Below are 13,254 nucleotides of genomic sequence, written 5' to 3'. Positions count from 1 at the left end.
GGGGGCGCCGGTGTGCGCCCCCGCGCAGACCACCGCCGGGGTACTACTCCGGCTGCGGCTCGCTGGTGTCCTTGTTGCAGCAGTTGCTGGCGGAGCTGGTGCAACTGCTGAGGCCGGCAATGGTGGAGACCGTCGCCTCGATGTTCTGGAGCTTCAGGACGCTGCTCATGAGCCGTCTCCTTCGGATGCGAGGGGATGCCGGTGCCGGCCGGCCCGCCGGTCCGGCCTGCCGTTCGGCACGCGGCAGCCTTTGTGGTCGGCGCGGACGCACGGGATCCGCGCGGGGGCGTCCGTGTGCGCCCCCGCGCGGATCGCCGTCGGGTTACTACTCGGTGGGCTTGGTGTCGTCCTGGCCGCAGCACTGGCTGCCGGAGCTGGTGAGGCTGACCACGGCGGCGGCGTTGGTGGAGGCGGTCGCCTCGATGTTCTGGAGCTTCAGGACGCTGCTCATGAATCTCTCCTTCGAATGCGAGTGGATATCGGTGCCGGTCGGCCGCTCGGCATGTGCCCAGTCAACTCGGCGTGGATCACTCGCACATGGGAGATCCGCCCCCATAATGCGCGGCGGCCGCCCCCAGGAACACGGTTCCCCAGGGCGGCGCGAATGGTGGTGTTTGACCGGACGGATTCCGGTCAGGAGCCGCAGGTGTCCAGCATCCTGCCGAGCATGGTCTTCTCGGCCGCGGTCACCGTCAGGCCGTAGGTGGACTTCACCGAGGTCCAGGCCCGGCCGTAGGCGCACCAGTCGGACCGCAGCGGCGGCTGCCACGCGTCGGGGCCCTGGTCGCCCTTGGAGCGGTTGGAGACGGCCGAGACGGACAGGAGCTGGGGGTGGGTGAGGTCGTTGGCGAACGCCTTGCGCTTCTCCTGGGTCCAGCCGCTCGCGCCGGAGCGCCAGGCGTTGGCGAGCGGCACGGTGTGGTCGATGTCCAGGCCGGACGCCTTGGCGAAGGTCTTGCCGTCGTAGGCACTGACCCAGGTGCCGGAGACGGCGCGGCATTCGGCGTCGCGCTTGACGCCCTTGCCGTCGCGCGCCAGGACGGTCTCGCGGGTGTTGCAGCTGTCGCCCTGTTCGGCCCAGTGCGGGAACTTGTCGCGGCTGTAGCCCGTCATGGATCCGCTGGGGGCCACCTTGAGGCCGGCGAGCCGGCTGCGGGCCTGGGCGGCGGTCGGCATGCCGGGGAGCGTGCCGTCGCCGGCCGAGGCGCCGCCGGGCGCTCCGGTGGGTTCGCCTGCGGGGGTCGCGCCGCCCGAGCGCGCGGGTCCCGCCGTGCGCGACGGCTTCCCCTTGCCGTCCGGTCCGGACGAGCCGTCACCCTGTCCCGCGCATCCGGTGACGGCGAGCAGTGCCGCCGCGATGAATGCCGTTATGTACCTGCTCTGCTGACGCCGCATGAGCCGAATCGTTCCCTCCGTTTGCCGCTGCTACGCGCGGCAGCGTATCCGTTCGAGTACGGGGAACAATGCAGGCACCAGCGATGCTCTACAGTCTCGTAGAAGAACCGCGGAGCACGTGAGGCACGCGGCGCATCGGCATGCGACGAAGGAGTGGACGCCACGATGGTGTTCAAGAGACTGCTCGGCTCGCTGGGTGTCGGCGGCCCCGCCGTGGACACGGTCCTCGATCCCGGCCCGGTGACCCCCGGCGGCCCGCTCGGCGGCCAGGTCCATCTCCGCGGCGGGGACAGCGACTTCACGATCGAGCACATCACCCTGGAGCTGGTCGCCCGCGTGGAGGCCGAGCACGGCGAGGGCGAGTCGGAGGGAACGGTCGTCTTCGACCGCCATGTGGTCGGCGGCGGCTTCCGGCTCGGCGCGGGCGAGCAGCGCACCGTCCCGTTCTCCGTCCCGCTGCCCTGGGAGACGCCGGTCACCGAGCTGTACGGGCAGGGCCTCGGCGTCGTCCTGGGCGTGCGCACCGAGCTCGGGGTCGCCGGGGCCCGCGACAAGGGCGACCTGGATCCGCTCGCGGTCCGCCCGCTGCCCGCGCAGGAGGCGGTCCTGGAGGCCCTCGGACAGCTCGGCTTCGGCTTCCGCTCCGCCGACCTCGAACTCGGCCGGATCGGCGGCACCGCCCAGCGGCTTCCCTTCTACCAGGAGATCGAGCTGTCACCCGGGCCGCGGTACGCGCACCAGGTGAACGAGCTGGAGGTGACCTTCCTGGCCGGGCCGGGCGGCCTCGACGTCGTCCTGGAGGCCGACAAGCGCGGCGGGTTCCTGTCCGCGGGCCACGACGCGCTGTCCCTGTTCAGCGTCGGCCACCACGACGCCGGGTACGCCGGGCACACCGACTGGACGGCCCTGGTCGACGGCTGGATCCGGGAGCTCCTCGACCGCCGCGCCGCGCACGGCCACGGTGATCATCACGCGGGGCACCACGACGGCCATCACGGCGGTCACCACGGCCACCACGGGTATGACGAGCACGACGGGCACCGCTCGGGGCCCGGCATGGGCACCGCGATCGCGGCGGGGGCGGCGGGGCTGGCCGTCGGCGTCGTCGGGGGCATGGTCGCCGCGGAGGTCGTCGACGAGGTGGGCGACTTCTTCGAGGGCGACGACGAGGGTGACGACGAGGGCTGGGAGGACTGACCGTGTTCGGTTTGAGCGAGATAGCGATCCTGCTGATCATCGCGATCGTGGTGCTCGGCCCGAAGAAGCTGCCCGACCTCGCCCGCAGCGCGGGCAAGTCGGCGCGCATCCTCAAGAGCGAGGCCCGGGCGGCCAAGGACGCCGAGGACACCGAGGGCGTCGAGCCCCGGGCCACCTACCAGGTCAGGCCGACGCCTCCGGGGCAGGACCCAGAGCGAACGTCCTGACCGGTCGCGGGATCGCCCCGGCAAGGGCCGGGGCGAAGCCCCGCACGAGCAGTCCGAGCGACATCGCGACCGCGGCGCCGACGGCGAGCCCGGCGGCGATGTCGTGCGGATAGTGGGCGCCCACCCACACCCGTGAGGCGGCCATCGCCAGCGCGCAGACGCTCGCGACCAGGCCGAGCCGCCGGGAGACGAACCAGAGGGCGACCGCCGCGGCGGCGGCGATGGCCGCGTGGTTGCTGGGGAAGGACCAGTCCCCGGTCGCGGGGCACGCCTCCAGGGTCACCACGTGCAGCGACTGGCACGGCCGCAGCTCGCGCACGAGCAGCTTGAGCGCGGAGCTCACCGCGAAGGCCGCGACCGTGACCACCGGCGCGGCCAGCGCCCGCACCGCCCGGTCCCGGTCGCCCCGGCCGCGCGCCCGCCACCAGCCGTGGACCATGAGCACGGCGAAGAGGGCGAGCCCGTAGGTGGAGTAGGCGTCGGCGGCCCGGTCGAACCAGCCGGGAGCGGCCTGGGCCGCGTGGACGACGTCGAGGTACGCCGGTCCGTCGATGGCGGCCCCGTCGAAGGTGTTCCCGGGCGCGGGAGCCGCCTGGGACGCGAGCGCCGCCATGGGCGGGGAGAGCACGGCGGTCATGGGATTCATGGGGGGCGTGAGGGGCATGGGTCAGACGCCCCCCTCGGCGCGGCGGGTCCGGCGGGCGCGGCGCAGCTCCAGGGCGACGGGGATCAGCGAGACCACGACGACCAGGGCGATGATCGGCAGCAGATAGCGGTCGATGCTGGGCACGGACGCGCCCAGCGCGTAGCCGGCGAGGGTCACGCCCACGGTCCACAGCAGTCCGCCGAGCACCTGCCAGAGCGCGAAGGTGCGGGCCGGGACGGCGAGGACGCCGGCGAGCGGGTTGAGCACCGTGCGCACGATCGGCAGGAAGCGGGCGAGGACGATCGCCTTCGCGTGTCCGTACCGCTCCAGGATCTCGCCGGCCCGGGCCGTGCCCTCGGCGATCTTGCGCGAACGGGTCCGGGCCAGGAAGGCCGGTCCGGCGCGCCGGCCGAGGAGATAGCCGGTCTGGGCGCCGGCGAGCGCGCCCGCGATGGCGGCGAGCAGCACCCAGGGCAGCGAGAGGTGGCCGGGCGCGGTGGCGGAGCCGGCGCAGAGCAGTCCCGCGGTGAACAGGAGCGAGTCGCCCGGCAGGAAGAAGCCGATGAGCAGGCCGGTCTCGGCGAACAGGACGAACGCGATGCCGAGCGTGCCGAAGGTGGCCAGCAGGGAGTGCGCGTCCAGCGGGTTCACCGCGAGCGCGGTGAGCGTGGGTGCGGCGGCAAGCGGCAGGGGCATCGGCTCGGCCCTTCGTTCTGGAGCGATGGTGCGGCGGCGGTGGAGGTGCTGCGGTGCGGTCGTGGGCGTGCCCGGGCGGGCGGGGGTGACGACCACGTATCCTTCGTCTACAGAACAGTAGTCGGTCTACAACACTGTAGACGAACATCTGGAGACGAAGGTTCCATGGCGGAGACGGAGAACGAGCGGCGGCCCTCGGGCGAGCTGGAGGCCAGTGTGCTCGCGGCGCTCTGGGCGGCCGGCGGACCGTGCACGGCCGCCCAGATCAGGTCCGCGATACCGCAGCCGCTCGCCCGCACCACGGTGGCGACGCTCCTGGCCAGGCTGTACGAGAAGGGCGCGATCGACCGCAGCCCGGCCGGGCGCGGCTTCGTCTATCACCCGATCGAGGACTCGCACGGGCTGACGGCCCGCCGGATGCGGCGCGAGCTGGAGCAGGACGCCGACCGAGGACTGGTCCTCGCGCGGTTCGTCGAGGGGCTGAGTCCCGCGGACGAGGCCGAGCTGCGGCGCCTTCTGGAGGGCGGCGGATCGTGACCGTCCCGGCGCTGCCGGCCCTGGTGCCGCTCCCCCTGCTGCTGCTCCCGCTGCTCCTGCCGTGGGGGCTGCCGCCGCTCGCCCGCCGGGTGGCCGAGCGGGTGCGGCCCGACATCGCGCTGTGGACGGTGACCGCCGCGGCCGCCGTCCTCGCCCTCGGGGTCGTCGCCTGCCTGGGCGCGCTGCTGCTGCCGCTCGCCCTCGCCGTGCCGCCGCTCGCCCACCTCGCCGAGCTCGCGCGCCCGCTCGACACCGGGCCGCGCACCCTGGTCCTCGGCCTCTCCGTGCTCGCCGCCGGGGCGCTCGCCGTCACGACCGCCGTCACGGTCCGCCGGGCCGCGCGGGAGGCGGGCCGGTTCCGGGCCGCGCACGCGGACGTGGCCGGGCTGCCGCAGGCCGGCGGCCTGTGCGTCGTCGACGACCCGCGCGCCGACGCCTACGCGCTGCCCGGCATCCCGGCCCTGCCCGGCACCCGGCGGCGGCCGGAGCGGATCGTGGTGACCTCCGGCATGCTGCGCGCCCTGAGCGCGCCCGAACGCGAGGCGCTGCTGGCCCATGAGCGCGCCCACCTCGCCGGGCGCCACCACGTCTTCCTGGCCGTGGCCCGGTGCGCCGGCTGGTGCCACCCGGCGCTCGGCGGCGTGCTGCGGCAGGTGTCGTACGCGGCGGAGCGCGCGGCCGACGAGGCGGCGGCCCGGCGGTCCGGGGACCGCGGGCTGACCGCGCGTGCGGTCGGCCGGGCGGCGCTCGCCGCCACCCGGGACCGCGCGGACGGGCCCTCGTTCGCCGCCCGGGCGGTCGGCGGCCCCGTCCCCGCGCGGGTCAGGGCGCTGCTCGGCCGGGCGCCGACCCGGCGGCTCGCGCCCGCCCTGCTCGCCATGGCGCTGCTGTGCGGCGCGGCCGCCGGGTCCGCGACCGCGGGCCTCACGCTGCTGCACCGGGACGTCGAAGTCGCCCAGGGCGACGGCGCGGAGCTCTGACCGGCGGCCGCGCGGACGCGGCGCCGCGGCGATGTCCGGATCTGCGGATCACATGACATTGCCGCCGTCAGCGGGTGGTTCGTAGCGTGGAGGGGCGCGGTCGACCGGGGTCCGGAAGCGGACCGGTGGCCGCGCCCCTTCCCCGACCCACCCTGAGAAAGGGCGTCATGCCGACCACCACCCTGCGCGCGCTCAACGGCTTCGACGAGACCCCGGCCTCGCTGGCCGACGCGACGCTGATCCTGATCGACTACCAGAACACCTACACCCGGGGGGTCATGGAGCTGACCGGCTGGGAGGCCGCGCTGGAGGCCGCCGCCGGCCTGCTGGCCCGGGCCCGGGCCGCCGGTGCCACCGTGATCCACGTCGTCAACGACGGCGGCGAGGGCACCCCGTACGACATCCGCGCCGAGATCGGCCGGATCCATCCCCGGGTGGCTCCGGCCGAGGGCGAGCGGGTCGTGGTCAAGACGGCGCCGGACGCCTTCGTCGGCACCGACCTCGGCGAGCACCTGGACGCCGCCGGGCACGAGGACGTCGTCGTCGCCGGGTTCATGACCCACATGTGCGTCGCCTTCACGACGGCCGGCGCCTTCCTGCGCGGCAACCGCCCGACCGTCGTCGCCGACGCCTGCGCGACCCGTCCGCTGGCCGCGCCGGGCGCCGAGGTGTCCGCGCGGCAGCTGCACGACGGCGCGCTCGCGACCGTCGGCGACCTCTACGGGGTCGTCGTGCCGACGGCGGCCGCGCTGAGCTGACGGCTCGGAGCGTGCGGGCCGGGCGACGACGGGCTCGGCGAGCGCGGGGGCCTCGCGCGTGGGGGCCCGGCGCGGAGGGGCCCGGCGCAGGTGGCCCAGCACACGTGGCCCGTCGCGGTGGGTTCAGAGCGTGCGGAAGACCGAGACGACCTTGCCGAGGACGGTCGCGTCGTCGCCGGGTATCGGCGCGTAACTCGGGTTGGCCGGCATCAGCCACACGTGCGGGCCCTGGTGCGCGAGGCGCTTCACGGTGGCCTCTCCGTCCAGCAGGGCGGCCACGATGTCGCCGTCGTCGGCGGTGTCCTGGGCGCGGACGACCACGACGTCACCGTCCTGGATGTGCGCGTCCCGCATCGAGTCGCCCACGACCGTCACGGCGAACAGCCGGCCGGCGCCGACGACCTGGGCGGGCAGCACCAGGGTGTCCTCGACGAGCTCCTCGGCGGTGATGGGCACACCGGCCGCGATCCGGCCGACCAGCGGCACGGCCACGGCCTGCCGCTCGGCCCGGCTGCCGTCCGGGCCGGCCGGGGCCCCGGCGTCGGCCACCACGTAGGCGCGCGGGCGCTGCGGGTCCTGGCGGAGGAAGCCCTTCTTCTCCAGGGCCCGGATCTGGTGCGAGACGCTGGAGGTGCTCAGCAGCCCGGCGGCGGAGGCGATCTCGCGCATCGACGGCGGGAAGCCGTGGTCCTGGGTGTGGGAGCGGATGATGTCGAGGATCTGCTGCTGCCGCTGGGTCAGCCCGTCGTCGTTGGTCCGGGTGCCCGGCGGCCGGCCGGCACGGTTCCTGCTCATCGTCGGCCTCCGTCCTTCCGCTCTTCCGCTTGCGCCGATACTGCACACTAACCCGCCGCACTGACATCGCAGCAGGTCGGGTCCACCGGTCGGACCGTTGTCGGTCCCGGCTGGTACCCATGAGTCATGATCGACATCATTGACGTGGCACCTCTCGGCCGCACGCTGCTGGGCGCGGGCGCCGGCCTTCGCTGGACCGGGGCGGAGCTGCGCGCTCTCGCCGGCCGGCTCGGACTCTCCGCGGACCACATGGCGGACGGTCCGCTGGAGCTGGTGGTCCCGGTGAGCCGGCCGGACGCCGGACCGCTCGCGCAGGCCCGGGAGTTCCGGCGGGTCGCGGACGCGCTGCGGGCGGTGCTCGGCGACGCCACGCACCTCGGGGCGCACGGCCACACCCGCCCGTTCGGCCGCCGGACCGACCCGGTCTGGGGCCGCCCCTTCCTGCGCTGGTGCGAGGACGGCACCACGCTCGAACTGCGGGCCGGCGCGGCCGGGCCCGAGCTGGTGCTCCAGCCCACCGGCCCGTGGGAGGAGTGGTACGCCCTGTCCGGCACCGGCTTCACCGGCACCCTGGAGAGCTCGGGCCAGGAGCTCGACCATCCGAACTGGGAGGGGCACGGCGACGACTGGGAGAGCCTGCGGTCGTCGCTCGGCGCGTTCCTGCGCACGCTGCCGGCGGAGACCGTGGCGCTCGGCGTGGCCCACTCGATGCCCCTGTACGGGATGATCGACGACCGGGGACCGCTGCTCTTCGACATCGTCTGCGACGACCGGCTCTTCCTCGGTTTCACCGAGTACCGGGTCCGCGCGCAGGCGACCGGCGAGCACGCCGCGGCCCTCGGCTGGACCCGCCGGGAGTCCCTGCCGCCCGGTCACCTCGCCGACGCCCTCGACGGCGAGCCGCCGTGGCGCGTGGCGGCGGGCGGCCCCGGCGAGGTGGACGCCCCGGAGATGTCCGCGCTGCTCGTCCGCACGGCGAGGGCGGCCGGGGTGGCCGGGCCCGGGGACCTCATCCTGGGCGGCGAGGGCGAGTTCCGGCACCCGTACCGCTTCCGCTTCCCGGGTCTGGCGATGCGGGTCGGCTGACACGCGGCCCGGCCGGCCCGGCCGGCCGACCTGGTCCGAACTGACCGCCCCGGGCTCGCCGGCCCTGTTCGGCCGCACCTAACGGCCGCCGCGGTCCGGCCGACCCGGTTCGGCCGTCGCCGTCCGGCCGGGGCGGGCGGCTCTACTCGAAGCGGCTCGGGTCGCCCGCTCCGCGCCGGACGATCTCCGCCTCGCCACTGGAGAAGTCGACGACGGTGGTGGGTTCCGTGCCGCAGTCGCCGGAGTCGACGACGGCGTCGAGGACGTGGTCGAGGCGCTCCTTGATCTCCCAGCCCTGGGTCATCGGCTCGTCCTCGTCGGGGAGCAGCAGGGTGCTGGAGACCAGGGGTTCGCCGAGGGCGGCGAGCAGGGAGAGCGTGACGGCGTGGTCGGGGATGCGGACGCCGACGGTCTTCTTCTTGGGGTGCTGGAGGCGGCGCGGGACCTCCTTGGTGGCGGGCAGGATGAAGGTGTAGCTGCCGGGGGTGGCGGCCTTCACGGCCCGGAAGACGTCGTTGTCGAAGCGGACGAACTGACCGAGTTGGGCGAAGTTCTCGCAGACCAGGGTGAAGTGGTGGCGGTCGTCGAGACGCCGGATGGTGCGGATCCGCTCCATGCCCTCGTGGTTGTCGATGCGGCAGCCGAGCGCGAAGCAGGAGTCGGTGGGGTAGGCGATCAGGGCGCCGGCGCGGAGGCTGTCGACCACGGTGCCGATGGTGCGGGGCTGGGGCGAGATCGGGTGCACGTCGAAGTACTTGGCCATTTCCCGACCCTACGGGATGGGTCGCCGGGCGGGTCGAGGCAACCCGCGGGCCCGTGGCACCGTCCTCCCGGGGCGAGGGGGGAACTCGGGGCCGGTGATGCCCGGGAGACCGGGCGACGGGGAGGTCCCAGGCGTTTCCCCACGAGAACCGATCGTGAGGAAGACCGCTTTGATACGTGTCACACGCGGAGTGACCACCGCAGTGGCCTTACTGGCTCTGACGGCTGCGGCGCCGGGCATCGCGTCCGCGCAGCCGGCGCCGCACCAGCCGCCGACGGCGTCGCCGGACGGCGGGCTCGGCCTGCCCGACGGATGGCACTTCGCCGGGACCGGCGCGGGCCGGCAGCTGGTCTGGACGTCGCCGGAGCCCGTACCCATGGGCGATGCCCGGGTCGAGTTCCGGGACGGGGACCGGCTGCTCGGGCATCCGGTGGCCCAACCCGATGGAAAAACGTTTCGGTTGACGCTCGGGGCGACCTCCGTCGACCGGGGCGCCGAGCTGAGCGTGACCGCCGCCGGCCGCCGTCTCGACGCACCCGCGTCCGCGTCGGGCGCCGCCCGCGTGCCCGGGCTCGCCCCCGCCCGCCCGCTCGCCCCGTCCGTACGGCCGGAGCCGCCGCTGCCGGCGAACCCGGTGGACCCCGGCGTGCCCGGCCGCTACCGGACCGTACGCGGCGAGTACGACCTCGACGCGGTGAAGCTGCCCGGCTTCCCCGCGCCCGTCGAGATGCGCGCCACCGTCGTCGGCCCGGCGAACGCGCCGGGCAAGCGCCCGGTCGCGCTCTTCCTGCACGGCCGCCACGGCACCTGCTACACCCCGGGCAGTGCCGAGGTCAGCGGCGCGTGGCCCTGCCCGGCCGGCACGAAGCCGATCCCGAGCCACCAGGGCTATCTGACGGCCCAGAAGCTGCTCGCCTCGCAGGGCTACGTCACCGTGTCCATCTCCGCCAACGGCATCAACGGGCAGGACTACCAGGCCCAGGACGGCGGCGCCCAGGCCCGCTCGTCGCTGGTCCGGCTGCACCTCGCCCGCTGGGCCGACTGGGCCGCGCACCCGGACAGGGCACCGGCCGCGGTGCGGGGCACCGCGCCCGCCGACCTCTCCAAGGTGCTGCTCGTCGGCCACTCCCGGGGCGGCGAGGGCGTCAACCGGGCCGCGCTCGACAGCCTCTACCCGCCGCCGGCCGACCAGGACGGCTACCGGGGTCCCGTGCGGTGGAAGATCCGCGGCAACGTCCTGATCGGGCCCACGATCTTCGGCCAGAACCCGGTCCCGGACGTGCCGTCCATGACGATCCTGCCGGGCTGCGACGGTGACGTCTCCGACCTCCAGGGCCAGATCTACGTCGACGGCACCCGGGGCGTCAGCAAGGGCGCGGCGCTGCACAGCGCCGTCTACGTGGTGGGCGCCAACCACAACTTCTTCAACAGCGAGTGGACTCCGGGGCAGGCCAAGGCGCCCGCCGAGGACGACTTCGGCACCGAGCCGGGGACGACCGACCGGGTCTGCTCGCCGGGCACCGCGAGCCGGCTGACCGCCGCGAAGCAGCAGGCCGCCGGCGCCACGTACATCGCGGCCGCGGCCCGGGTGTTCGTCGACGGCGACGACAAGGTCCGCCCGCTGATCGACGGCACCGGACGCCGCGCGCCCTCGGCGGGCCCGGCGCGGGTGCTCACCCACGCGGTCGGCGGCCGGCGCACGCCCGCCTTCCTGCCGGGCTCCTCGGTCACCGTGTCGGGCGCGGGCCGGCTGTGCGCCCAGATCGACCCGGACCCGGCGCGCTCCTGCCTGAAGCCCGACGAGGGCGGCCAGTCGCCGCACTTCGCGTTCTGGGAGACCGGCCGCGAGCCGGGCCGCGACGCGATCGCGCTGCGCTGGACCCGTCCGGGCACCCCGGTGACCGTGCGCTCCGCGCGCCCGGTCGCGGTGAACGGCGCCGAGTCCCTCGCGCTCCGGCTGTTCGTGCCGCCGAACACCGCGGGCACCGAGTTCGACGTGGCCGTGACCGACGCCTCGGGCCGCCGCGCGTCCCTCGGCAGGGTCCGCGTGGACGGGCTGCCCGCCAGCGAGCGGACCACCGCGCTGTGGGCCCGCGAGGTCCGCGTCCCGCTGTCCGCCGCCACCCGGGCCCACCTGGACCTGGGGAAGATCACCGCGCTCGGCCTCACCCCGCGCAGCGCGGCGGGACAGGCGTGGCTGATGGACGTCTGGGGCTGGCGCCCCGGTCTGCCGGCGGTCACCGCGGCGCAGCTGCCGCGCGTCGACATCGGGCGGCTGACGGTCAAGGAGGGCGACTCCGGCGTCCGCACCTACCGGGTCCCGGTGCGGGTCTCCGGCCAGGGCAGCGGCCAGGTACGGCTGTTCGTGCCGAAGCCCGGCACGGACGAGGTCGTCTCGCGCCTGGTCACGGTCCGCCCGGGCCGCCAGGACATCGACGTGAAGGTCGAGGTGCGCGGCAACACCCGCTTCGGGTACGACGTGTCGCAGGACGCCTTCGTCAAGGCGGTGCGCGGCGCGGTGGTCGGCGCCCACCACGGCGGCGTGACCGCGAAGAACGACGACCCGATGCCGAAGGTGCGGCTCACCCCGGTCGCGGCCGACGTGACCGAGGGCGGCACGCTGACCTGGCGGGTGACGCTGTCCGAGGCGGCCGACGCCGAGGTCTCGGGCGGGATCACCTTCCTGCCGGTCACCGGCGGCGCGGAGCTGAGCACTGCGGACCTCGACCCGGCCTGGCTGGAGATGTACTTCGGTCATGTCCCGAACCCGGCGGTGCCGCTGTCCGCGCTGACGGCGGACATGTACGTGGGCTTCTCCGTCCCGGCCGGCCGGACCTCCGCCGACGTGACCCTGCCCACCGCCAAGGACACGCTACGGGAGCCCGTCGAGTCGCTGCGCGCGCGGATGTTCACGTACGACGACAAGTGGGAGCAGGTCCAGGGCCCGGAGTTCACCGGGACGGTGCGCGACGCCGCCTGAGCCGGAATGAGTCGGCACGACCCGGCGGCCGCCGGCCCCTCCGGGGGCCGGCGGCCGTCCGCCGTTCACGGCGCGTCGCGTCAGCGGGGGGCGCGGAGCACGGGAAGGCGGGCCTGGTCACGGGGAGCGCCCGGGTGGAAGACCAGGATCATCAGCCGTGAGCCCGGGGCCGTCATCGGCTGCGCGGCGCACATGGTGACGTACCCGGGCCCGTGCCGGGCGTGCCGCAAGGGGCGTTCGTCGCCGTCGGGGTGGACCTGGGCCCCGCCTGCCTCCCACAGCGGCCGCAGGGCCGGGTCCCCGACCGCCTCCCGGGCGATCCGCAGCAGCGTCTCGTCGTGGGGGCGCAGTGCGAGCGCTGCCCGCAGCTGCGGCAGCACCAGCGGCGCCCAGACGGTCCGCCAGTTCATCAGGGTGACGCGGCCGTCGGGGTCGAGCAGCATCCAGCTCATCATGTTGTCCGGGGTCCGGCCGCCCGGGAACGCCTCGGCCAGCGGCTCGTTGTAGGCGAGCAGGTTCCAGGAGGCGTCGGTGACGTACGCCATGTGCGCGATGCCGTCGACGGCCTCCTGCCAGGCCGCGTGCACTTCGAGGCCCGAGACCGTGGAGAGCGGGCCGGGCGGGTCGCCGATGCCGGCGTAGCGGCAGAGACTGTCCCACTCCTGCTCGTTGAGCCCGAAGAGCCGGCCGATCTGGCGCAGGTAGTCGACCGGCGGGTTGGGATAGCGGCCGGTCTCCAGTCTGCTGTAGGTGTGCAGCGCCCGCGCGGTCAGCCAGTCGACCTGCTGCTGGGACAGGCCGTGGGCGCGGCGGCCCTGGCCTCTGGGGCGGGTGAGGCCGTGTTCCGCCGGGTCGGTCAGCGCCCGGCGTTCGGTCAGCAGCGCCTTCAGCGCGGGTTTGTTCATGGCCATCGTCGTGTCGTCCCCCCGTGGTACCGCCGGCGCCGCCGGCGAGGGAATTAGTGGCGCCGGTATTCCTCATAAAAACTGCGCGTAGATATCGCCCGGCCGACGGGACAAGCTGGGTGGTGTGGACGTCTGACCTGCCGGGAAGCGGGGCGGGACGGCCACACTGCATCACGGCGGGGCAATGTGCGAGCCGGGCGGCCAGATCCGTCACGTCGGCTCGTTGGGGCAGCCCCGTCCGTCCTCGCCGAAGCTCCGGCGGGGCGGCCGGCCGGCGCTCGGGCGCCGC

Annotated in this window: 15 protein-coding genes; 7 read left to right on the top strand and 8 right to left on the bottom strand. The window is 74.8% G+C overall.

The window, feature by feature from the left end:
- Positions 1 to 43: 43 nt before the first annotated feature.
- The 3 genes from ACFYU9_RS02230 to ACFYU9_RS02220 all read right to left on the bottom strand — a co-directional run bounded on the left by ACFYU9_RS02230 (position 44) and on the right by ACFYU9_RS02220 (position 1,395).
- Entirely contained in the window at positions 44 to 169 is a 126-nt protein-coding gene (locus tag ACFYU9_RS02230; RefSeq protein ID WP_389210056.1) for a class III lanthipeptide, read from the bottom strand.
- Between the two features lie 156 nt (positions 170 to 325).
- Positions 326 to 451, bottom strand: coding sequence for a class III lanthipeptide (locus tag ACFYU9_RS02225; protein ID WP_389210054.1), 126 nt, complete (start codon positions 449 to 451; stop codon positions 326 to 328).
- A 182-nt stretch (positions 452 to 633) separates the two neighbouring features.
- On the bottom strand, positions 634 to 1,395 hold the full coding sequence (locus tag ACFYU9_RS02220; protein WP_389341549.1) for an HNH endonuclease family protein: 762 nt from the start codon (positions 1,393 to 1,395) through the stop codon (positions 634 to 636).
- 165 nt (positions 1,396 to 1,560) lie between these two features.
- Between ACFYU9_RS02220 and ACFYU9_RS02215 the strand changes: the two genes are divergently transcribed.
- Positions 1,561 to 2,592, top strand: coding sequence for a sporulation protein (locus tag ACFYU9_RS02215; RefSeq protein ID WP_389341546.1), 1,032 nt, complete (start codon positions 1,561 to 1,563; stop codon positions 2,590 to 2,592).
- Between the two features lie 2 nt (positions 2,593 to 2,594).
- Positions 2,595 to 2,819 (top strand): twin-arginine translocase TatA/TatE family subunit, encoded by a 225-nt coding sequence (locus tag ACFYU9_RS02210; RefSeq protein WP_389341543.1) that lies wholly within the window; start codon positions 2,595 to 2,597, stop codon positions 2,817 to 2,819.
- Here ACFYU9_RS02210 and ACFYU9_RS02205 read toward each other — a convergent pair.
- Together ACFYU9_RS02205 and ACFYU9_RS02200 are read right to left on the bottom strand one after the other, a co-directional pair.
- Positions 2,776 to 3,432 carry a phosphatase PAP2 family protein gene (locus tag ACFYU9_RS02205; RefSeq protein ID WP_389342946.1) on the bottom strand — a complete coding sequence of 219 codons (657 nt, stop codon included), beginning with the start codon at positions 3,430 to 3,432 and terminating at the stop codon, positions 2,776 to 2,778. The genes ACFYU9_RS02210 and ACFYU9_RS02205 overlap by 44 nt on opposite strands.
- A gap of 54 nt (positions 3,433 to 3,486) precedes the next feature.
- Positions 3,487 to 4,161: a DedA family protein gene (locus ACFYU9_RS02200; RefSeq protein ID WP_389342944.1), complete on the bottom strand. Its 675-nt coding sequence runs from the start codon at positions 4,159 to 4,161 to the stop codon at positions 3,487 to 3,489.
- Between the two features lie 165 nt (positions 4,162 to 4,326).
- Between ACFYU9_RS02200 and ACFYU9_RS02195 the strand changes: the two genes are divergently transcribed.
- From ACFYU9_RS02195 to ACFYU9_RS02185, 3 genes are all read left to right on the top strand, one after another.
- Positions 4,327 to 4,698 carry a BlaI/MecI/CopY family transcriptional regulator gene (locus ACFYU9_RS02195; RefSeq protein WP_389210044.1) on the top strand — a complete coding sequence of 124 codons (372 nt, stop codon included), beginning with the start codon at positions 4,327 to 4,329 and terminating at the stop codon, positions 4,696 to 4,698.
- A complete protein-coding gene (locus ACFYU9_RS02190; protein ID WP_389210042.1) occupies positions 4,695 to 5,678 on the top strand; it encodes a M48 family metalloprotease in 984 nt (327 codons plus the stop codon). Before ACFYU9_RS02195 ends, ACFYU9_RS02190 begins: the two co-directional genes overlap by 4 nt.
- A 167-nt stretch (positions 5,679 to 5,845) precedes the next feature.
- Complete coding sequence (locus ACFYU9_RS02185) at positions 5,846 to 6,436, top strand: isochorismatase family protein (RefSeq protein ID WP_389341540.1); 591 nt, start codon at positions 5,846 to 5,848, stop codon at positions 6,434 to 6,436.
- A 123-nt stretch (positions 6,437 to 6,559) separates the two neighbouring features.
- Here the strand turns inward: ACFYU9_RS02185 and lexA are convergent, their stop codons facing one another.
- Positions 6,560 to 7,231: a transcriptional repressor LexA gene (gene lexA / locus ACFYU9_RS02180; RefSeq protein WP_389210038.1), complete on the bottom strand. Its 672-nt coding sequence runs from the start codon at positions 7,229 to 7,231 to the stop codon at positions 6,560 to 6,562.
- A gap of 126 nt (positions 7,232 to 7,357) precedes the next feature.
- Between lexA and ACFYU9_RS02175 the strand changes: the two genes are divergently transcribed.
- A complete protein-coding gene (locus ACFYU9_RS02175; RefSeq protein WP_389341537.1) occupies positions 7,358 to 8,317 on the top strand; it encodes a hypothetical protein in 960 nt (319 codons plus the stop codon).
- A 142-nt stretch (positions 8,318 to 8,459) separates the two neighbouring features.
- Here the strand turns inward: ACFYU9_RS02175 and ACFYU9_RS02170 are convergent, their stop codons facing one another.
- Positions 8,460 to 9,080, bottom strand: a complete 621-nt coding sequence (locus ACFYU9_RS02170) for an L-threonylcarbamoyladenylate synthase (RefSeq protein WP_389210034.1) — start codon at positions 9,078 to 9,080, stop codon at positions 8,460 to 8,462.
- 169 nt (positions 9,081 to 9,249) lie between these two features.
- On the opposite strand from ACFYU9_RS02170, the gene ACFYU9_RS02165 reads away from it, so the two are divergent.
- Entirely contained in the window at positions 9,250 to 12,060 is a 2,811-nt protein-coding gene (locus ACFYU9_RS02165; protein ID WP_389341534.1) for a hypothetical protein, read from the top strand.
- Positions 12,061 to 12,140: 80 nt separating this feature from the next.
- Here the strand turns inward: ACFYU9_RS02165 and ACFYU9_RS02160 are convergent, their stop codons facing one another.
- Positions 12,141 to 12,965, bottom strand: a complete 825-nt coding sequence (locus ACFYU9_RS02160) for a helix-turn-helix domain-containing protein (protein WP_389341531.1) — start codon at positions 12,963 to 12,965, stop codon at positions 12,141 to 12,143.
- Positions 12,966 to 13,254: the final 289 nt, after the last annotated feature.

This window comes from Streptomyces sp. NPDC004327, from assembly GCF_042873935.1.
Lineage (GTDB): Bacteria > Actinomycetota > Actinomycetes > Streptomycetales > Streptomycetaceae > Streptomyces.
The sequence above is the reverse complement of the archived record's forward strand: the minus strand, read 5'-3'. Positions and strand labels throughout refer to the sequence as shown.